Annotated in this window: 19 protein-coding genes and 2 tRNA genes; 10 read left to right on the forward strand and 11 right to left on the reverse strand. The window is 37.6% G+C overall.

Going from position 1 to position 20,705, the window contains the following annotated elements:
• Window positions 1-39 precede the first annotated feature (39 nt).
• Window positions 40-594 (forward strand): TlpA disulfide reductase family protein, encoded by a 555-nt coding sequence (locus J8L85_RS17450; RefSeq protein ID WP_211019451.1) that lies wholly within the window; start codon window positions 40-42, stop codon window positions 592-594.
• 10 nt (window positions 595-604) lie between these two features.
• Here J8L85_RS17450 and J8L85_RS17455 read toward each other — a convergent pair whose 3' ends face one another.
• From J8L85_RS17455 to J8L85_RS17480, 6 genes are all read right to left on the reverse strand, one after another.
• Window positions 605-1,051, reverse strand: coding sequence for a sterol desaturase family protein (locus J8L85_RS17455; RefSeq protein ID WP_211019454.1), 447 nt, complete (start codon window positions 1,049-1,051; stop codon window positions 605-607).
• Entirely contained in the window at window positions 1,052-1,891 is an 840-nt protein-coding gene (locus J8L85_RS17460; protein WP_211019456.1) for a phytoene/squalene synthase family protein, read from the reverse strand.
• Window positions 1,892-1,900: 9 nt separating this feature from the next.
• Window positions 1,901-3,358: a phytoene desaturase family protein gene (crtI, locus tag J8L85_RS17465; protein WP_211019458.1), complete on the reverse strand. Its 1,458-nt coding sequence runs from the start codon at window positions 3,356-3,358 to the stop codon at window positions 1,901-1,903.
• Window positions 3,359-3,366: 8 nt separating this feature from the next.
• Complete coding sequence (locus J8L85_RS17470) at window positions 3,367-4,260, reverse strand: MerR family transcriptional regulator (protein ID WP_211019461.1); 894 nt, start codon at window positions 4,258-4,260, stop codon at window positions 3,367-3,369.
• Window positions 4,261-4,378: 118 nt separating this feature from the next.
• A tRNA-Leu gene (locus J8L85_RS17475) sits at window positions 4,379-4,462 on the reverse strand.
• A gap of 251 nt (window positions 4,463-4,713) precedes the next feature.
• A tRNA-Lys gene (locus tag J8L85_RS17480) sits at window positions 4,714-4,786 on the reverse strand.
• Between the two features lie 130 nt (window positions 4,787-4,916).
• Here J8L85_RS17480 and J8L85_RS17485 point away from each other — a divergent pair.
• Window positions 4,917-5,441 (forward strand): shikimate kinase, encoded by a 525-nt coding sequence (locus J8L85_RS17485; protein WP_247656718.1) that lies wholly within the window; start codon window positions 4,917-4,919, stop codon window positions 5,439-5,441.
• Here J8L85_RS17485 and J8L85_RS17490 read toward each other — a convergent pair.
• The gene (locus J8L85_RS17490; protein WP_348771778.1) at window positions 5,433-5,933 is read right to left on the reverse strand and encodes a phosphoribosyltransferase family protein; all 501 of its coding nucleotides are present in this window, start codon (window positions 5,931-5,933) and stop codon (window positions 5,433-5,435) included. The genes J8L85_RS17485 and J8L85_RS17490 overlap by 9 nt on opposite strands.
• Before the next feature lie 94 nt (window positions 5,934-6,027).
• On the reverse strand, window positions 6,028-6,411 hold the full coding sequence (locus J8L85_RS17495; protein ID WP_047245921.1) for an RNA-binding S4 domain-containing protein: 384 nt from the start codon (window positions 6,409-6,411) through the stop codon (window positions 6,028-6,030).
• 77 nt (window positions 6,412-6,488) lie between these two features.
• On the opposite strand from J8L85_RS17495, the gene J8L85_RS17500 reads away from it, so the two are divergent.
• Window positions 6,489-7,457 carry an FKBP-type peptidyl-prolyl cis-trans isomerase gene (locus J8L85_RS17500; RefSeq protein ID WP_211019465.1) on the forward strand — a complete coding sequence of 323 codons (969 nt, stop codon included), beginning with the start codon at window positions 6,489-6,491 and terminating at the stop codon, window positions 7,455-7,457.
• 71 nt (window positions 7,458-7,528) lie between these two features.
• On the opposite strand, the gene J8L85_RS17505 is transcribed toward J8L85_RS17500, so the two are convergent.
• Window positions 7,529-8,119: an outer membrane beta-barrel protein gene (locus J8L85_RS17505; RefSeq protein WP_211019467.1), complete on the reverse strand. Its 591-nt coding sequence runs from the start codon at window positions 8,117-8,119 to the stop codon at window positions 7,529-7,531.
• A 240-nt stretch (window positions 8,120-8,359) separates the two neighbouring features.
• Between J8L85_RS17505 and tgt the strand changes: the two genes are divergently transcribed.
• From tgt to J8L85_RS17535, 6 genes are all read left to right on the forward strand, one after another.
• Window positions 8,360-9,490, forward strand: coding sequence for a tRNA guanosine(34) transglycosylase Tgt (gene tgt, locus J8L85_RS17510; protein ID WP_211019469.1), 1,131 nt, complete (start codon window positions 8,360-8,362; stop codon window positions 9,488-9,490).
• A complete protein-coding gene (locus tag J8L85_RS17515; protein ID WP_211019470.1) occupies window positions 9,490-10,572 on the forward strand; it encodes an LptF/LptG family permease in 1,083 nt (360 codons plus the stop codon). Before tgt ends, J8L85_RS17515 begins: the two co-directional genes overlap by 1 nt.
• A complete protein-coding gene (locus J8L85_RS17520; protein ID WP_211019471.1) occupies window positions 10,559-11,440 on the forward strand; it encodes a DMT family transporter in 882 nt (293 codons plus the stop codon). The genes J8L85_RS17515 and J8L85_RS17520 overlap by 14 nt, the downstream gene beginning before the upstream one ends.
• Window positions 11,441-11,511: 71 nt before the next feature.
• Window positions 11,512-12,465 (forward strand): acetyl-CoA carboxylase carboxyltransferase subunit alpha, encoded by a 954-nt coding sequence (locus J8L85_RS17525; protein ID WP_211019472.1) that lies wholly within the window; start codon window positions 11,512-11,514, stop codon window positions 12,463-12,465.
• A gap of 166 nt (window positions 12,466-12,631) precedes the next feature.
• The gene (dnaB, locus tag J8L85_RS17530) at window positions 12,632-14,176 is read left to right on the forward strand and encodes a replicative DNA helicase (RefSeq protein ID WP_211019473.1); all 1,545 of its coding nucleotides are present in this window, start codon (window positions 12,632-12,634) and stop codon (window positions 14,174-14,176) included.
• Window positions 14,177-14,330: 154 nt separating this feature from the next.
• The gene (locus J8L85_RS17535; RefSeq protein WP_211019474.1) at window positions 14,331-15,593 is read left to right on the forward strand and encodes an asparagine synthetase B; all 1,263 of its coding nucleotides are present in this window, start codon (window positions 14,331-14,333) and stop codon (window positions 15,591-15,593) included.
• A 124-nt stretch (window positions 15,594-15,717) separates the two neighbouring features.
• Here J8L85_RS17535 and J8L85_RS17540 read toward each other — a convergent pair whose 3' ends face one another.
• Window positions 15,718-17,073 (reverse strand): hypothetical protein, encoded by a 1,356-nt coding sequence (locus J8L85_RS17540; RefSeq protein ID WP_211019475.1) that lies wholly within the window; start codon window positions 17,071-17,073, stop codon window positions 15,718-15,720.
• Window positions 17,074-17,093: 20 nt separating this feature from the next.
• Window positions 17,094-19,508: a TonB-dependent receptor gene (locus J8L85_RS17545; protein WP_211019476.1), complete on the reverse strand. Its 2,415-nt coding sequence runs from the start codon at window positions 19,506-19,508 to the stop codon at window positions 17,094-17,096.
• Between the two features lie 123 nt (window positions 19,509-19,631).
• Here J8L85_RS17545 and J8L85_RS17550 point away from each other — a divergent pair, with 123 nt between their 5' ends.
• Window positions 19,632-20,615 (forward strand): helix-turn-helix domain-containing protein, encoded by a 984-nt coding sequence (locus J8L85_RS17550; protein ID WP_211019477.1) that lies wholly within the window; start codon window positions 19,632-19,634, stop codon window positions 20,613-20,615.
• The last annotated feature ends 90 nt before the right edge of the window (window positions 20,616-20,705 follow it).

Genomic DNA, 20,705 nt, shown 5'->3' on the forward strand with positions numbered 1-20,705 from the left:
ATTCGGGAGTTTTTTAGTTTTGGGAACTACGTTTTAAAAATGAAGAGACAAACTGTTTATACGCTTTTAATAATCGCTTTTGTTTTATCTTTTTTTGTAACCCCCCTCGGTGACTACAGTAAAATTTTATTGAATAGGTGGTTGGCAACGGCCCCCACTATTATAAGTAAGGAGAATAGGGGTAAGATAACAGATTACGATTGGAAGTTAAAAGATGAAAAATGGAATCAATTTAGTTTTGAAAAGTCTAAGGGAAAGGTCGTTTTTATCTCTTTCTGGACTTCATGGCATTTACCGTCACAAGCTCAATTAAAAGACATTCAATATTTATATGACAAGTATAAGGGGAGAGTCGATTTTTATATCATTACCAATGAAGAGCGGGCGCCGGTAGAATTGTTTATGGAGAAAGAGGGGTATACATTTCCGGTTACTTATCAAATTATTGGAGAGAGGAGTCCTTTGGGTATTTTAAAACCGCCAGGGTCTTATATATTGGATAAGAACGGTTATGTGGTAGTGCATCAAAATGCAGTCGCCGATTGGGATAACTCCAAGGTAGATCGTTTAATACAAAGTTTACTGGAAGAATAGTGCTTGCTGGTTACTTTTTAAAGTATTTAAAGGGAACCATTAGCATGCCAAAACATTCACCATCCTTTTTGCCTAAATGTTTATGGTGCATCTTGTGCGCTCTTCTGACACCTTTTGCATACCAATGGTTGGCATTTCTAAAAAGTTTAAATCTTTGATGGATGAAAATATCGTGAACTAAAAAATAAGCGATACCATAGGCAAGAATGCCAAGTCCCAAAGGCCATCCGAACCAGTAACCTATACTTCCCAGGTAGAATAGTATCATGCTTACAATGGCATAAAAGATAAAAAAGGCATCATTTCTTTCAAACCAAGAATCGTGGTCTTTTTGGTGATGGTCTTTATGTAGGCTCCATAAAAAACCGTGCATGATGTATTTATGCGTAAACCAGGCCATGAACTCCATAAAAAAGAAGGTTCCCAAAAAAAGTGATATCCAGATTATAGTGTTCATTTAGACCAAATTCATTTTATATTTTACATAAGATCTCGCCAAAAGGCCGAACTTTTCATAGTTAGCAACTCTTATACGGGTGCTTTTAATGTCTAAAGAAGGGGTGTTCTGTAGTTTTTTTAATAATCTAAAATAATACCTGTAAGCGGTAAAAACCCCGAATTTAGCTTCGATAGGCAGTTTAATGATACCGGAGTACCCTAATTTAAAATCTGCTTTAATTTCATCTACAATTGCTGTTTTAGATTTTTCATTGAGGGCGGAGAGATCTGTGTTGGGGAAATAAGATCTATTTAATTCTTCAAAATCGGTTTTTACATCCCTAAGAAAATTCACTTTTTGAAATGCCGACCCCAGGGCCATTGCCGACTCTTTAAGGTTGTTATATAGCTTATCAGAGCCTTTTACGAATACTTTTAGGCACATTAGGCCTACAACATCGGCAGAACCATAGATGTACTCTTTATATTCTTCGTTTGTATTGTATATAGTCTTGGTTAGGTCCATCCTCATACTCTTCATAAAAGAAGAGACCAAATGCTTTGGAATGTCATATTTGTGAAAAGTATGCTGAAATGAATTTAAGATGGGGTTTAGGCTTATTCTGTCGTTCAGTGCCGCATCAAGATCTTCTTCGAATTTATTAAAAAGCAGGTGTTTGTCGTATGTATGAAAAGTGTCTACAATTTCGTCCGCAAATCTGACGAAGCCATAAATGTTGTATATGTCGCCCCTTATGGAGCTATGAAGCATTTTAGTTGCCAAGGCAAAGGAAGTGCTGTAGTTTTCTGTAACTATTTTGCTGCATTGATAGGAAACCTTGTCAAACGTTTGTTTCATAGCTATAAGTTAGGTATTTTTTGTGATAAGTTCAGAAACTAATTTCCCTGAGATCAAAGATGGGGGTACTCCTGGACCCGGAACCGTTAGTTGGCCGGTAAAAAATAAGTGCTTTACTTTTTTACTTTTTAAATTTGGTCGTAAGAAGGCGGTTTGCGATAAGGTGTTTGCCATCCCGTAGGCATTTCCTTTATATGAATTGTACCGTTCTTTAAAATCGTTTACACAAAAGGTTTCCTTGAATAAAATATTGTTCTTGATTTTCTGCCCTGTTTTAAACTCGAACCTATTCATGATAATATTAAAATATTGTTCTCGTAGCTCGGGGGTATCTTTAAGGTCGGGGGCAATGGGGACCAGAAAAAAACCTGTCTCGCAGTTTTCGGGCGCCATACCTTTATCGCTTACAGATGGAAAGTTAGCATAGAAAAGCGGATCGGAAGGCCATTGTGGGGTGTCGTAAATTTCTTTGGAATGGGTGTCAAAATCCGTATCAAAAAAAAGATTGTGGTGTTCTATGTTCTGTAGTTTTTTGTCGAACCCGATATAGAACAGTAGTGATGAGGGCGCAAATGTTTTTTTGTTCCAGTAAGATGGTGGGTATTGTCTATGGTCTTCGTCCAAAAGACTTTCTGAATGGTGGTAGTCCGCACCACTTAAAACAATATCGCATTTGATTTCTTGCCCTTTGGAGATAATACCTACACTTTTCTTATTTTCTACAAGAATCTTGTCTACGGGGCTATTGGTGTGTATTGTAACCCCGAGTTCTGTAGCCAGCGACGCCATAGCTTTTATCACTTGGTACATACCTCCTTTTGGGTGCCAAGTTCCAAGACCAAAGTCCGCGAAATTCATAAAGCTATAAAACGAAGGGGTGTTGCTTGCCTTTGCCCCAAGAAAAAGCACCGGAAACTCTAAAGTGGCAATTAATTTCGGGTTCTTAAATTGTTTTCTGACAACGGTACTGATCGTCTTAAAAAACTGATCTACTTTTAATATGGTTTCTTTCGTCACCAATTCAAAAGGTGATAATCCCGGTCTGAGCACGATCTTATTAATGGCAATATCATAATTTTCTTGGGCCTGTGAAATAAATTTTCTGAGTTTGGTGGCACTTCCTTTTTCAATCCGTTCAAATTCTGTGCATATTTTATCCAAAGAATCTCCGATAGTAATAACATCGTCCGTAAAGAAAATTTTATAGGCCGGACTCAGCTTATCCAAAGTATAGTAGTCGGAAGTCTTTTTGCCAAAATCGTTAAAAAATTTGTCAAAAATGTCGGGCATCCAATACCAACTGGGTCCCATATCAAAAGTAAATCCGTCTCTGATCAATTGAGATGCCCTGCCACCGATAACGTCGTTTTTTTCGTAGATGGTTACCTCGTATCCGGCTTTTGCCAAATAGCAAGATGCGGAAAGTGAGGAGAAGCCAGAACCGATAATAACAACGTTTTTGTTCATATAAGCCTTTAAAGTTCGTTAACCACTTGTTCTATAGAGGTGAATGTTTTTATATAATGGGGCAATTGTGAGACCTCTACAAATTTGACCTGTCGGCCCAATATCCAAAAATTGGGATTCGAATGTTTTGAGGCTATATTTTCAAAGTTTTTGATATATGTGTTAACATGGTCTTTGTCAGGTTTTACCGTGAAGTATGAAAGGAAATAGATGTTCTCAAAGTATTTCATAACGTCTACCAAGTTTTCCAATGGAACGGTTTGTCCTAGGTAAACACATTTATAGCCTTTCGACAAAATTTCGTAATTAAGATATAGGAGGCCTATTTCGTGAATTTCATTTTCAGGTAAGAACGAAACAAATACCTTGTCGGTTTTAGTGGGGGTCGGATGTTGAACTTTTTCTGTGTTGATTAATATTTTTTGTTTTATTAAACCGGTAATAAAATGTTCGTGTGCCGGGCTAATGGTATCTGTCTGCCACAACAGTCCTATTTCATTTAACAAGGGAATAAATGTTTCCTTGAATACTTCTCTAAAACTATGGGTGCTCAGTAATTTGTTGTAGGTGTCAAAAAAAAGTGTTTGGTCAAAATTGACCATGGCCAATTTAAATGTGTTTAAAACATGTGAATTGTTATTCTTTTTAGATACTACTTCTTTGACTTTTAAGGGTATTTCCGCTTCTGGTATTTTTGCTATTTTAGATATTTTGTAACCGTTATGGTATAATAACGTTACGTTCAAAAGCTTTTGTAAACTGGCAATACTATAGTTTCTGATGTTGGTATCGGTACGCTCTGGTGAAAGTAGATTGTATCTTTTTTCCCAGATTCTAATGGTGTGTGCTTTAATGCCCGAAAGGTTTTCCAAGTCCCTGATGCTAAATACTTTTTTCGGCATTGTTTATTTTTTTAAGTAAAAAGTTAAACAAATTTACGATTTAAGATGGAACAAAGGCTTTAAAAGAAGTTAAATTGTTCAAAAAGAAAAAGGCCGGGTAAATTACCCGGCCTTTAAGTGCCCACGACTAGATTCGAACTAGCACGTTCTTGCGAACACTACCCCCTCAAGGTAGCGTGTCTACCAATTTCACCACGTGGGCAAATTTTATTTTAGCGTCGGTAAAGATATAAAGGTATCTTTTAATTCAAAGAAAAAATTATCTATAACTGTCTAAAAGAACCTTATGCTATCTTGTATTCGAAACACTCTTTTAATCTTGGAGTTGGTAAAAACCGATTTCAAAATATATCAATTTTGAAAAATTGAGGGTTTCTACCGATAATCCATTTTTAATACAAAAAATAAAGCCTTGTCTATCTGTGGATAAGCAAGGCTTTGGAGTTTTGAAAGTGACCGGGCTGGGGCTCGAACCCAGGACCCTCTCCTTAAAAGGGAGATGCTCTACCAACTGAGCTACCAGGTCATAATTTCAGTGCAAATCTTTTCCCGTTTGCGGGTGCAAATATAAAACCATTTATTTATTTCGCAAGCCTATTTGGTGAGAAATTTATTTTTTTTTGAAATCAATTCAATTTAGCTGAATTTTACAGAAAATGTCAGAGGTGAAAATTGTATTGTTGGGATATATGGGCAGTGGTAAGACCACTATTGGAAAAATTTTAGCTAAAGAATTGAAATGTAATTTTTTAGACTTGGACGAGTACATTGAAACTGCCGAAAAAAAAGATATTAAAAACATCTTTAAAGAGAAAGGAGAGGTGTATTTTCGGAAAAAAGAAAATTTTTACCTGAATGAGATTTTGGCAAAAAAAAATAATTTTGTTTTGTCTCTTGGAGGGGGAACACCTTGTTTTGGAAATAATATGCAGCAGATTAATGCGGCGACCCAAAACTCTTTTTACATTAGAACAGATATAACAGATCTTGTAGGGAGACTTCTAAACCAAAAGGCAGAAAGACCCTTAATAGCCAATTTGAGCAATAGCGAACTTCCCGAATTTATAGCCAAACACCTTTTTGAAAGGAGTTATTTCTATAATCGGGCACATCATACATTGCACAATAAAAATAAGACTCCAGAAATGGCCGCAAAAGAAATAAAACAACGTTTAGTCTAAGAAAACGCGATTTTTTTTGGGCTCGAACAGCACGTTTACATGCTCTTGTAGCGATGTGGAAAGCGAAATTCCCTTAAAATCGGCCTTAACAGGGTATTTTTTATGGTTACGGTTTACCAGTACGGCTGTTTTTAGCTGTTTTAAAGGGGTTTTTAAAAAGTGATGTACACCATAGATCAACGTGGTACCCGAATTTAGTACATCGTCTACCAATACTACCGATTTGTTTTTATAGTCTTCTTCGGGCAAAGAGGTAGATACGCCACTTTTTAAAGGATCGGACTTATCCATCGTTACCTTGCACAAGGTAATTTCGGCCGGAGTAATTTTTTTAAGTACGGTTATTAATTTTTTTGCAAAATTTAGTCCGCCCCCCACAATACCTGCAACTATGATCTCCTTTTCCGTTACGTTCGCTTCGTAGATCTGATAGGCGATACGTTCTATTTTATGCTGAATTTGTTGGTGGGTAAGAATGTTTTGTTCCATAATTAAAATTACTCTTTGCTAGTTTACAAGTTAGCTATGTTTTTATGATTTTTTGTGTATTGCCAGATACATTTGTGTTAAAATTGTCCGCAAGACCTTAATCCGTTTCATCTAAAGGGGTATCCAGATAATCATCTATTTCTCTTCGGTCTTTTTTTGTTGGACGCCCTGTTCCTTTCTTTCTATAATATTCTTTTGAAAATTTTAAAAGTTCGCTATGTTCAAAAGCTTCTTTTGGGGTGGTATCTTTTCTGTAGATGTCCACCAATTTTGCCCCGACCCTGCTAGGGGGTATGTCCAGAACGGTAAACTGATAGTCGATTTGATTTTTTCTCACGACAATTTTATCCATCGGAAAAACCTCTCGACCAGGTTTGGCCACTTGATCATTGATCTTTACATGTCCTTTTTTGCACGCAGTGGTAGCGAGGTTGCGGGTTTTAAAGTATCGGGTACTCCATAAGTATTTGTCAATGCGCATGGCAAACTAAAATCTTTGTTAACTTAACTCAACAAAAATAAGGGAAAATTGTATCTTGCACGCTTAAAATATTGTTGATGAAATTGAAAAATATCTTTGGTGTAGCTCTGGCAATTAGTTGCATATGGTCATGTAAAAATGATGATGATGACCAAGTAGAGGTAGTTCCGCCTAGATCTATTATTGAAGTGTCTACAGAAGATGATGAAGAGATTGTGTCATTTTTAAAAACACATTTCTTTAATTATGAGGACTTTCAAAATCCCCCTGCCGATTTTGATTACAAAATTGTTTTCGACACTATTGCGGGAGATAATAGTGATAAGGTCTCTATTTATGAGAGTAATGAACTGGAAGGTATAGAGTTTGGTTCAGAGGTAATATCCGTTAAATCTTCTGATTTTGGTATATCGGACGAAGAAGAAGCCGACCATACCTTATATTATTTAATTGCTAGACAAGGAGCTAAGGAAGGGAAACCGACCATTGGTGATAATGTCTACTTAAGATATGAAGGGTTGCTTTTAGACGGTACGTTGTTCGATGCTTCAGCCAATCAGCCCGTACAATTCAATCTTTCTACCGTGGTTAGAGGGTTTGGTAATGGTATGGAATATTTTCAGACGGGAATGGGGCCTATAGAAAATGGAGATGGAACCGTAAGCTACGAAGGATATGGGGTAGGTGCGATATTTATACCTTCTGGCTTGGGCTATTTTAATAATTCTTCGGGGTCTGTAATATCTTCGTACTCTCCTTTAATTTTTAAGGTCGATGCTTTTGCTTATGAAGAAGATACCGACTATGATGGTGATGGTATCCCTTCTTATTTAGAGGACGTTGACGGTGATGGTAACTTAAACAATGACAATACGGATGTAGATACTGAATTTACGTCCTATTTGGCCAACTATAACGATTCTGACGATGATGGGGACGGTATACCTACCATAGAGGAAATAGAATTGGATGATGATGGCAATTTTGTAGGTTTCCTTGATACGGACGGTGACGGTGTTCCAGACCATTTGGATAATGATCTATAATGTTTGCGTCACATCGCAAAATAAAAAAAGCTCTCATGAAAATGAGAGCTTTTTTTGTCGTTTATGACGAACTATATTTTTAAGGATAAACTTAAAATTAATTGATCGGGTCTGGTGTCTATTCTACTTGGGCCGACTGTGGTAATGTTCGTATTTATAAAGGTGGCTTCGTTATCGCTAAAACCTCTTTCGTAACGTAGGTCTATTCCTAATTTACCAAGGTTTACTCCGGCACCTATGTTCATACCAACGGTAAAATCGTTTTCTACATCGTCTATCGTAATACCATCATACTCGGTATCCAATATATACTGAAAAGAAGGACCGGCAAAAACATGCAACGGACCAACAACTTTAACACCCAATAAAATAGGGGCATCTAATTTGCTCATGTCAAAATCATCTCCGTTGTAATCAGATTTGGTTTTTGTATAGACCAATTCTGGACGCACATAAATTTTGGCTACCCCAACTTTACCAAAAATACCAAAATGGTATCCTACATTTCTATCGGGATCACGTGCAACATCACCGGCAGATTCGAAATAATCACCATTGGCGTTATAGTTTAAACCTGCTTTAATACCGAATCCGGATTCACTTTGGGCCATAGTCGATAGCCCTGTCAATAACATAACAGTAAGAAAAATTACTTTTTTCATATAGTTTTATTTTAATTGAAATAACTGATATCAAGAACAATACCAATTATTACAATGCTCGTTATACCATCAGAACGGTAGGCATTGTGGTTTATTGTTCCATAAAATTTACATCTTAGTTAATTTTTGGTTTATGCTTATGGTTATATTGCCCACAACGAGAGATAAAAACATCTTTAACTTTTATTAAGTTTTAGAGACCTGTAGTTCATTATCTTTGCAACTTTATTCTATAGACTATTGAAATTTACTTTACACAAAACCGATACGCTTAGCAAAGCAAGAGCAGGTACCATGGTCACGGATCATGGAAAGATAGAGACGCCTATATTTATGCCCGTAGGTACAGTAGCATCCGTAAAAGGAGTGCATCAAAAGGAATTACGGGAAGAAATAGACCCTGATATTATATTAGGAAATACCTATCATCTGTTCTTAAGACCAAAAACGGAAATACTTCATAAAGCAGGTGGACTGCACAAGTTTATGGGGTGGGACCGTAATATCTTGACCGATAGTGGTGGATATCAGGTATATTCTTTATCGGCGAATAGAAAAATAAAAGAGGAAGGGGTTAAGTTTAAATCACATATAGACGGTTCCATGCATATGTTTACGCCTGAGAACGTCATGGAAATCCAAAGGGTGATCGGGGCCGATATTATTATGGCTTTTGATGAATGTACTCCATACCCATGTGATTATAACTACGCTAAAAGGTCTATGCATATGACCCACCGTTGGTTGGATAGGTGTATAGATCACTTGAAAAAAACACCTTTCGCATATGATTATTCCCAAAGTTTTTTTCCAATAGTGCAGGGGTCTACCTATAAAGATTTGAGAAAACAATCTGCGGAGTATATTGCTAATGCCGGAGCTGAAGGCAATGCTATTGGCGGGCTTTCTGTAGGGGAGCCGGCAGAAGAAATGTATGCCATGACAGAGGTGGTGTGCGATATTTTGCCCGAGGACAAACCAAGATATTTAATGGGAGTGGGTACGCCCATAAATATATTGGAGAACATTGCCCTGGGAGTAGACATGTTTGATTGTGTAATGCCTACAAGAAATGCTAGAAACGGAATGCTTTTTACGGCACACGGAACCATAAACATCAAGAATAAAAAATGGGAAGATGATTTTTCTCCCATAGATGAAATGGGCACTACATTTGTAGATAGGGAATATTCCAAGGCTTATTTAAGGCACTTATTTGCCGCCAACGAGTATTTGGGCAAACAAATTGCAACGATACACAACCTAGGTTTTTATCTTTGGTTGGTTCGTGAAGCCAGAAAACATATATTGGAGGGGGATTTTTATACCTGGAAAAACAGTATGGTAAAACAAATGGATAAAAGACTATAGTGCTTACAATTATAGATAAATATATATTAAAGCGTTATCTGACCACATTTGCGGTGATGCTGCTCTTGTTCATACCCATAGGTATCATGGCAAACCTCGCCGAACAGATTGGCAAGATGATAGATAATGAGGCACCTTTAAATGAAATATTGGTGTATTATCTAAACTTTACGATATATATAGGCAGTCTTTTATTTCCCATTTTTCTTTTTTTATCGGTCATATTTTTTACCTCAAAATTGGCCAATAATACAGAGATCGTTGCGATTTTAAGTTCAGGGGTCTCTTACGGAAGGTTTTTAAGACCCTATTTGATAGGGGCCACCATTATTGCCATAATTATGTTTTTTATGACCATGTTTATTGTGCCACAGGCAAGTATTGGTTTTAACGAATTTAAATACAAGTACTTAAAACGAGGTAAACAAGATAGGGTCACAAATAATATATTTAACCAATTGAACGAAACTGATTTTATCTACGTAAGTAGTTTTGATCCGGCAAGGCAATTAGGGCATAATTTCACCTTTGAAAGGTTCAATGAAAATAATAAGTTGGATTTTAAGATCTCTGCACAGAACATAAGATGGGTTGAGAAAGATAGCAATTACAGGTTAACCTCGTATGTAAAACGTAAAATGGTGGGCGACTCGGCCCACATAGAAAGAAAAAGAAGATTGGATACCGTCTTTTCTTTTAAGATAGATGATCTTACTCCGGTATCTTATGTTGCGGAAACCAAAAATTTGTTCGAATTAGATAAGTTTATTGAAGATCAAAAACGTAAGGGGGCTTCAAATATTAACACCTACATTTTAGTAAAATATAAAAGGTGGGCCTTGCCCTTAACGGCCTTTATCTTAACGATTATTGCCGTAGCCGTTTCTTCCGTAAAAAGAAGGGGGGGCATGGGAGTGAATCTGGCTTTTGGTATATTGGTAGCCTTTGTTTTTATCTTTTTTGACAAAGTTTTTGGTACGTTGGCAGAGCAATCGGGTTTTTCTCCTTTGTTAGCCGTTATTATTCCAAATGTGCTTTTTGGCATCTTGGCTTTTTATCTTTTACAAAATGCAAAAAGATAGGACACTCAACCTAATTCATTTACATTTTATAGTTTTTATTTGGGGGTTTACGGCCATTTTGGGCAAGTTAATATCTATAGATTCCTTACCCTTGGTTTGGTATCGGATGACCATCGCTGCATTGGCTATTTTTGTTTATATGCTTTTTTCCGGTTTCAGTTTTAAAGTAGATAAAAAAACCTTTTTATGGTTGGTGTTGGCCGGTATTGTGGTTGCAGGGCATTGGGTTACTTTTTTCTATGCCATTAAAATAGCTACCGTTTCGGTTGCATTGGCCATGATGTCCACAGGAGCTTTTTTTACCGCTTTGTTAGAACCGTTGTTGTTTAAGCGTAAGGTAATCGCTTATGAAATTCTATTTGGAATAGCGGTGATAATGGGTTTAATGCTCATTTTTAGGGTAGAGTCTACCTATACAGAAGGAATGGTGGTTGCTCTGCTGTCGGCATTTTTGGCTGCCGTTTTTTCTCTCATCAATGGAAAATTGGTAAAAACCCATCGCCCCTCGGTAATATCATTTTACGAATTGGGTATAGGTGTTCTGTTCCTTTCGATAGTTATGGGATATAGAACCAATTTTAATATGAACTTTGAGGCAATTGACATAACGGATTGGTTGTATCTATTGATTTTGGGGCTTGTTTGTACGTCCTATGCCTTTATAGCTTCTATAAAGGTTATGCGCGTTTTAACTCCCTATACGGTAATGCTTACGACAAATCTAGAACCAATTTATGGTATTGTACTGGCATGGTTTATTTTTGGCGCCGACGAAAAAATGAACCCGCTGTTTTATGTTGGTGCCCTGATTATATTAATAACGGTGGTGTTGAACGGGATACTGAAATATAAGACCCGGATAAAATAGGTAGAGCAGTCTAGAATACTTATTAAAGTTTTATCTTTGCCTGCACAACTAACTAAATCTTATTGAAAACTATGGAGTATTTGGATTTTGAGCTTCCAATTAAAGAGCTGGAGGAGCAATTGGACAAGTGTATGATTATTGGGGAGGAAAGTGATGTTGATGTTACGGAAACCTGTAAACAAATAGAGAAGAAACTAAACGATACTAGAAAGGAAATATATAAGAACCTGACCGCATGGCAACGTGTTCAACTTTCTAGACACCCTAATAGACCCTACACCCTAGATTATATAAATGCCATTTGTGGTGATACTTTTTTAGAGTTGCATGGCGACCGTACCGTTAAGGACGATAAGGCTATGATCGGTGGTCTTGGTAAAATAGGTGATCAAAGCTTTATGTTCATAGGCCAGCAAAAAGGGTATAATACCAAGACACGTCAGTATCGTAATTTTGGTATGGCAAACCCCGAAGGGTATAGAAAGGCATTGCGCCTAATGAAATCTGCCGAAAAATTTGGAATACCTGTCGTTACGTTAATCGACACTCCGGGAGCCTATCCGGGCATTGAGGCCGAAGAACGTGGTCAAGGTGAGGCGATCGCCAGAAATATATTTGAAATGACCAAGTTAAAAGTCCCTATCATTGTTGCCATTATCGGGGAAGGAGCTTCAGGAGGCGCCTTAGGTATAGGTGTAGGTGATAAAGTACTAATGTTAGAAAATACATGGTATTCGGTCATATCCCCAGAATCATGTTCCTCTATCTTATGGAGAAGCTGGGAGTATAAGGAAAAAGCTGCAGAGGCTTTAAAACTTACTGCGACCGACATGAAAAAATTGAAATTGATCGATGAAATTGTTAGAGAACCTGCTGGCGGAGCACATGCCAATAGAGAAAAGACTTTTGAGATTATAAAAAATAAAATTGTTTCAAATTTTGGGGAACTACAAAAGTTATCACCAAAAGAATTGGTGAAACAACGAATGGAAAAATATGCAAATATGGGTGTATTCAATGGTTGAGATACCATTTTAGGAACCTGACGACAAACCGAAGATGAAAATCTTCGGTTTTTTTATCTTATCAACATAAAATTGTAATTTACTAACAGTCAATTGTTAGTTAACTGTGAACATCGAAAACGTGATTTTTCAAGTTAACTAAAGGTTAATTGTATATTTTCGCAATATGGAGAACACAAAACCTATCGTTGGTCGAAAGATTGACAAATCTACGATTATAAACCTTGAAAGAGGTAAAATTCCGCCTCAAGCCGTTGATTTAGAGGAGGTTGTGTTAGGTGCGATGATGATTGATAAAAAAGGAGTCGATGAAGTTATCGATATTCTGCACCCCGATGTTTTCTATAAAGATGCCCATAGGTTCATTTATGAGGCCATATTTGTTTTATTTGAGGAATCGCAACCTGTAGATTTATTAACCGTTTCCTCGCAATTAAAGAAAGCTGGAAAACTTGAGGCGGCCGGAGGCGACTTTTATTTGATAAAATTAACACAGAAAGTAGCATCTTCTGCCCATATCGAGTTCCATGCAAGAATTATTCTCCAAAAGTACATTCAGCGAAGTCTTATAAAAATATCGAACGAGATAATAGAGGAGGCTTATGATGAAGCTACCGATGTTTTTGATCTGTTGGACGCCGCAGAAGCTAAATTATACGATGTTACCCAAGGTAACTTAAAACGTTCTGCAGAAACTGCACAGAATTTGGTGATTCAGGCAAAGAAAAGAATCGAGGAGATCGCCAATAAAGAAGGGTTAAGTGGTATTCCATCCGGTTTTGATAAATTAGATAAGTTGACATCTGGTTGGCAACCTAGTGATTTGATTATTGTAGCTGCCCGTCCAGGTATGGGTAAAACGGCACTTACCTTATCGATGGCCAGGAACATGGCCGTTAATTCGAATACTCCGGTTGCATTCTTTTCTCTAGAAATGTCATCGGTACAGTTGATTACAAGGTTAATTTCTTCCGAAACAGGGCTCTCTTCGGAGAAATTGAGAACGGGAAAATTAGAAAAACACGAATGGGAGCAATTGAACGTAAAGGTGAAGACCCTAGAAAAAGCTCCTTTGTTTATAGATGATACCCCTTCTCTCTCAATTTTCGATTTAAGGGCAAAGGCGCGTAGGCTTGCATCGCAACATGGCATTAAAATGATCATGATAGATTATTTGCAGTTGATGACAGCGGGAGGAAGTCAAAAAGGAGGAAATAGGGAGCAGGAAATTTCTACCATATCTCGAAACCTGAAAGCTTTGGCAAAAGAACTGAACGTTCCTGTAATAGCGTTGTCACAGCTGTCACGTGCCGTAGAAACGCGTGGTGGAAGTAAGAGACCTATTCTTTCCGATTTGAGGGAATCTGGGGCGATTGAGCAAGATGCGGATATCGTATCATTTATATATAGACCGGAATATTATAAAATAGAGGAATGGGACGATGAAGAACGTACTCCCACCCAAGGTCAGGCAGAATTTATTGTGGCCAAACACAGAAACGGTGGTCTAGAAAATATTCGTTTGAAGTTTATCGGTAGTCAAGGTAAGTTTGATAACCTGGATGATTTTGATTCCCCGTTCGAGTTTCAGTCTAAAATGAACGCCAACGAAGAGAACCCGTTTACGACCAAAAACTTGCCCAGTGCAGATGATGCCTTTGGTAGTTCTATGAATCAAGGAATGCCACAAGACGACGATGTGCCGTTCTAAATATTGCATTTGTAAGGTTTTGTAGGAGTAAATACGCTTGTAAAAGCATTCATTTGTTCTTTCTATTGGTACTTTTCAAAATCTTTAACGATTCTTAAAATATCGTTTTATTGTTTTTCGTTTACTTTTGAGTAGACTTCACAATAAAAAATATATGCGTAAAAGGTTTTTGATTCTTATTATCTTCTTTTTTTCGACTTCGATTTTTGCGTCGTCGATCCTTATTCCTATGGATGCCGATACCCAAAAGAATCATTTAAAAGCATATGGTATTACCTATTGGGTGCTATCCAAACAACAAAAGGTGCAATGGTTGCTGAACTATAGGGGAGGTTCGTTTTTATTGCCGGATGGGGAATCTATCAGAAAAGAATGTCAGATAAGGGGAGTGTCGTTTGAGGTGTTGTCCGACGATCGGGCAAATAGTATTTTAGATGAAATAAGTAGTCCTTCTAAAAATCAAGATGCTGTTATTCTTGAGAAGGCGCCCAAAATAGCGGTTTATTCGCCCAAGGGAAACCAACCATGGGATGATGCCGTTACCATGGCATTGACCTATGCCGAGATTCCGTATGTTACAATATATGATGAGGAAGTATTGAACGATAAATTGGCACTGTATGATTGGTTGCACTTGCATCACGAAGATTTTACGGGACAGTACGGTAAATTTTATGGTGCTTACAGAGCTGCTCCATGGTATATAGAGGGAAAAAAGGAGGCGGAGAAACTGGCAAAAAAAATGGGATTTAATAAAGTGTCGGAAGAGAAGCTTGCGGTGGCCCTAAAAATAAGAAATTACGTTATAGGCGGTGGGTTTATGTTCGCTATGTGCTCCGCCACGGATAGTTTTGATATTGCCCTGGCGGCGGAGAATGTCGATATCTGCGAACCTATGTTCGATGGCGATCCTTCAGACCCTAATTACCAAGCAAGTTTGGATTATAATAAAACCTTTGCGTTTACAGATTTTGTATTGGAGCGTAATCCTTTGAAGTATGAGTTTTCATCCATCGATATGACTTCGCAAAGAGGGAATGTCCCCAAAGAATCCGATTATTTTAGTTTAATGGATTTTTCTGCAAAATGGGATCCAATACCCACTATGTTGTGTCAAAATCATACATCTTTGGTAAAAGGGTTTATGGGGCAGACCACAGCTTTTAAAAGAGACGAAATAAAACCTACGGTATTGGTTTTGGGAGAGAACAAAATAAATGGAGAGGCCAGATATATACATGGAATAAAGGGGAAAGGCTTTTTTACTTTTTACGGAGGGCATGACCCGGAGGATTACCAACATAGGGTAGGGGACCCAAAAACGGAGCTGGAACTACACCCTACTTCTCCCGGTTATCGCTTAATTCTTAATAATGTGCTTTTTCCGGCAGCAAGAAAAAAGAAACAAAAGACCTAAAAAATATTCTTGTTAAAAGAGAGCGTAAATCATAAAAAAAAAACCGTGGTTAAAACGAAAGTCTTGACCACGGTTTTTTGTAATAAGGTTCTTGTTTGCTAGAACCGGAAAGGATTTTCTAGGTTTAGAATACCCCTATAAAGTGACTTCCCTCTACGTTTACCAATTCGGCACCTTTAGTTACTTCACCTGTTTCTGTTTCTATAACATAAATGTTTCCGTTTTGTCCTACAGGCGCTTCGGTTAGGTATATTTCAGTTCCATCGACCACAAAACCTTGGTATTGGAAAAGGTAGAAATCTGGATCGTATGGAATATCGTCAATTTTCACAGCGGTTTTGGCATTTAAGTCAGCTAGAGCAAAAAATCCTTGAGCTCCGGCCACACCTTCTGCAGATCCATTATGACGGTAGGCGATAACAGCTTTTCCGTTAGCGGCAGGTCTCCAGGCAAGAATATAAGCACCTTCTACACCTAAAGCGTCATCTAAATTGAAAACATACGAATCATCGTACTCGTTATTGGCGTCAATTTTTAAAATATGAGAACCTTCAGGGTCGTTCTGGTTCGCTTGATACACACTTCCGTTATATTCAAAGGCATTGATGCTACGGTATCCGTTTGTGTTTCCGTGTCCTACCGCAGAGGTGATTACAGTTGGGTTTAATAATGAAGGGTAATCCAATACAATGGTTTTAGAACCAAGTATCTCGTAATCACTGTCACTTTCCCCTGTAGCGGGATCAACCTTGCTTAAGCGGGCACCGATATATAATTTATCTCCGGCCGCATTTAAAGTAGGCATGTCAATTCTCGAAATATAGTAACCAGCAGCTTCTTCTTCATCGCTTAAAGGCACACTATGCTCTTGAAAATTGTTTATTTGAGAGTTTACCAAGTCCAGTGTTACAACACCCATAGTAGCATTTGTACGGGTGTAATTGCCGTCATCATCGGTTTCAATTTCTGTAGATACATAAACGGCGGCCCCCGTTTGGTCTCCGTCAAATAATTTTATCCATCTTGGTGCGGTGCCTACATAGGGTGCAATGCTTATTTCTGATCCCGTTTGGGTAAAAGTTTGTCCGCCTTCTACAGTATATTTAGTATAATTTCCACCGGTGTCACCAGCGTAGCTGATATTAAAAATGGTGTTGCCATCTTCAGAAGACTGTAAACGGGCAGTTCTGTTTGAAGGTACTATAAATCCATTATCAAAAGGTTCAATAGAGACTGTAGGGTCTTTAGCGTCTTCACTGCTTATGGAGTAAATTAAAGTACCTCCATTACCGTCTCCGGGGTCTTCTCCCATTCTGGCCGCCGCAACGGTGATCCATCTAGAATCGGCGTCGTTAACTGTCTCGGTTTCCGTTTCGGTATCAACATTAACAGAGTCGTCATCGCTACTACAAGCGGTCATTAGGCCGACTGTTAGTATAGTGGCGGCCAATGTTTTATAATTCAAAAAGAATTGTTTCATATTAGAAAGTATTTATATGGTTAAAAATTATTGATTCGATAATTTATTTTTAGATAGAAGGCTCTTCCGGGTTTTTGTACAGATAGGTTGTCGTACACCGGTTTGTCAAATATGTTCTTGATATCAAAACTGGCAACAAATCTATTGCCCGGAAATATGTAACTAAGTCCAAAGTCTTGTTGTAATTGTTCGGGTACTTTAAAAAAATCATCACCAACAGTATTGGATCCTTGAGAAACCAGATAAGAAAACTCATCGGTATAGTAAAGGTTGTAAAAGAGGTTTAGTTGAGATTTTTTCTGTATAACATTTTTAAATGAATAGCGTAGACCGCCGTTCATAGTAAAAAATGGCGTGTTGGGAACATCTATTTCTACCCCATTGTTTTCGATAGTCAGATCAAAACGGGAAATATTGAAGTTGAGCCCAAAATTGTTGTTATAGGTATAGTTCAATTGCGCATCTATGCCTTTAGAGGTTCCGCTGCCTTGGTTTACATAAAGTATTAACTCATCATCTACATTTAATGAAGTTTCTATAGGCAGACCAATTCTGTCTTTTATGTTTCTTGTGAAAAGATTGGTAGAAACGGTAAATTGATGTTTTTTAATATTGAACGCCCCAAACCGAAATCCAAGATTATAATTATCGCTTTGTTCTGGGTTAATACTGGAATTGGCTACTACGTTATCACCGTCATTACCGAATATTTCGGTTTCGTTCGGTAATCGTATGGCTTTTTCAGCCGAGGCCAAAAGTGTAACGTTTGGGGTAATGGCATAAGAAGCGGCAAAGCCATACCCATCATATTTTTTATTACTACTTACAACTTCGTCGACTATGATATCGTTACCGTTTGTATCGGTTGCAATAGCAGGGTCTACACTGGTCGTTTTTTGTTGATAGTGTTTTCCGAATATACTAGCTTTTAATTTTTCATCGAAAGCGTTTAGTTCGTAGGTTAGGGAAAATATGTTCTTGTGTAGATCCCTAGTACCATAAAATGTATTTTCCAAAATTGTACGTAAAGGATCGCTATCTTCCCTGTCGATCCCACTATACACATGGTTCAGTAAAAACTTGTGATGGTCGTTAATGGCATAGGACAGACCAGATCTAATAGATGCTACGTTTCTTTTTATTTGGGCCAATGTAGGTCCTCCTTCTTGTTGAGAGCCCCATGTATATTGATATTCATCTCCTTTATAATCTATAGCTCTTTCTCCTGTCCAACTATAGGCCCATGCAACAGTGTCATTAACAGTACGGTTTCTCTTGCCATATGCACCGTTTATATTTACATCCAACCCCTTGGTAAAAAGGTCTTTCTTTTGGTACGTGAGGTTGGCCAATAAGGCATCCGATTCTAAGAATCGATCTTTGTATGGGGTAATGGTCATAAATGCTCCGTGCTGTACTTCTTTGTAGTCATCCGACCCTGTGATGCCTACTAAAAACTGATCGGCCCATTTTACATCGGTATAACCAACTTGCACCATGCCGCCGGTGGATCTATAGGCATCGTTAAATCTTTTTGCGGTAATAGGTGTTTGTACCCCACCCAAACCGGTAACAACGACACTTCTGCCAGAAACTTTATAATTGTTATCTGAGTAGTTGTTGAAAAGTGACGCTTTTACGGTGAATCCAGAATTTTTAAAACGATACGTACCGTTAACGCTAGCTTGTATGGTATTGAAAGATCCGTAAGAAACAGAAGCGTTTAAATTATTTTTAGCCTCTTTATGTAGAACTATATTGATTGCACCGCCCAAAGCGTCGTCCGCCAGATGTCCGGGAACCACCCCTTTGTAAACCTCAATGTTCTTGATCATTGATGGGGGAATACTGTTTAGGTTAAACGATGAACCGTATATGGAGATGGGGATTCCGTCTATAAAAATTTTAACGGCGTCACCCGAGAGTCCGTTTAAACTATAGTTGACATCTGATCCTAGGCCTCCGTTTTGACGAATTTTTACACCGACCGTTGTATTCAACAATTCATTTGTTTGAATATTTCTAAGGCTGGCTTCTTTTGTTTTTATGGCATTTACGGCAAAACCTTCGGTCTCTGTCTCTGTTTCTGTAGACTTGCCGTTTACGGTAACTTCATCTAAATTTTCTACAGTTTCCTCGAGGGTAAAATCAATTTTAAAGGTATTAAAGCTATTGATCTCAATGGTTTTGGAGCGTTTGCCATAGCCGATAAAAGAAACTATGATTTTTCGTTTTCCATAAGGGACCTTTCTTATGGTGTATGATCCACTATCGTCGGTAAGTACTCCTAGTTTTAGGCCTTCTACCAAAACATTCGCATAGGGTAGGGCATTTCCAGAAGCATCGGTTACTGTACCTGTTATGGTGCCAAAATTTTGCTGTCCGTGAACAGATGGGAAAATTATAAGAAATAAAACAATGTATAAGTTTTTCATATCGGTAAAAAAAGACCTTTCTTTTTATTAAGATTTAGTCTAAATAGATAACTTTGCAAATCTAAAAACAGGATTCGGGGTATAGTACCGCAAAAAGAATTTTTATATACGCAAAAGGAAGTAATGGAGTTAGGAGTGAACAGTACTGATTATGGAGATTTGTTGTGTAAAGAAATACACGTTAAGCAGTTGTTTAAAGACAGCTATTTTGAGAATTCTGTTCAGTTTAATAATGTAGAGGTCACCAATAAAGAGGGGAGCTCTTTTATAAATGGTATTGATTTTTCTAACCCACAACAGCTTTTTGAATTTGATTCAGAGATAAAGGTCACCAGCGATCAACATCTGATTAAGTTCCATTTTTCGTTAGAGGGTACCTATTCTTACCAGCCCTTGAGCCATATAAAATACTTGGTTCAAATTCCAGAGAATCACTGCAATATGTTTTATTACCCTACTACCGAGGGCCGTGATATATTTTATAAGGGCAATGCGAAGATATTTGAGATTTATATAAAGCCAAAATTGTTGCCGAAGCTTCTAGGTACTCATTTTAAAACATCGTTTGGTAAATTACAGCATGCTATTCTAAACTCTAATTCTTTTGTACTGTGGGACAAAAGTAAATTTATACCGCCCCAGATACGTAGTAAAATCAATGAGATTGTACAATGCCCTTATAAAGGTGAAATAAGGCAACGATATTTAGAAAGTAAACTTACCGTATTATTGATCGATTTTTTAATGGGAAGACAAACATTGGAAATATCGAAGAACAATAATAAACTGATGAATTCCGATTATTTGGCCTTGGTAAAAGTAGAAGCTTATATTAGAAAAAATCTGAAGGAACCACTTAAGATTTTGGATCTTGCCGAAATAGCCGGATTTAATGCGACAAAATTAAAACGTGATTTTAAGAAAGTGTACGGGATGCCCATTTTTAGGTATATTACTGCATTGAGAATGGAAGCGGCAAAAAGTTTAATTGCCCAAGACGGGGTGACTATTGCACATGCGGCCTACGAGGTGGGTTATTCTAACCCACAACATTTTACCAAGGCCTTTAAAAGAACTATGGGGTATTTGCCAAGTAATTTAAAATAGGTAATGGATCTACTGCACTGGGTGTTTTTATTTTAGGGCTTATATGAAAAAGAGTTGTCGACTTTCAATAATAATGATTATTGTCCGTTT

Origin of the sequence: Maribacter sp. MMG018 (assembly GCF_018100785.1) — a bacterium.
Taxonomy (GTDB): Bacteria; Bacteroidota; Bacteroidia; order Flavobacteriales; family Flavobacteriaceae; genus Maribacter.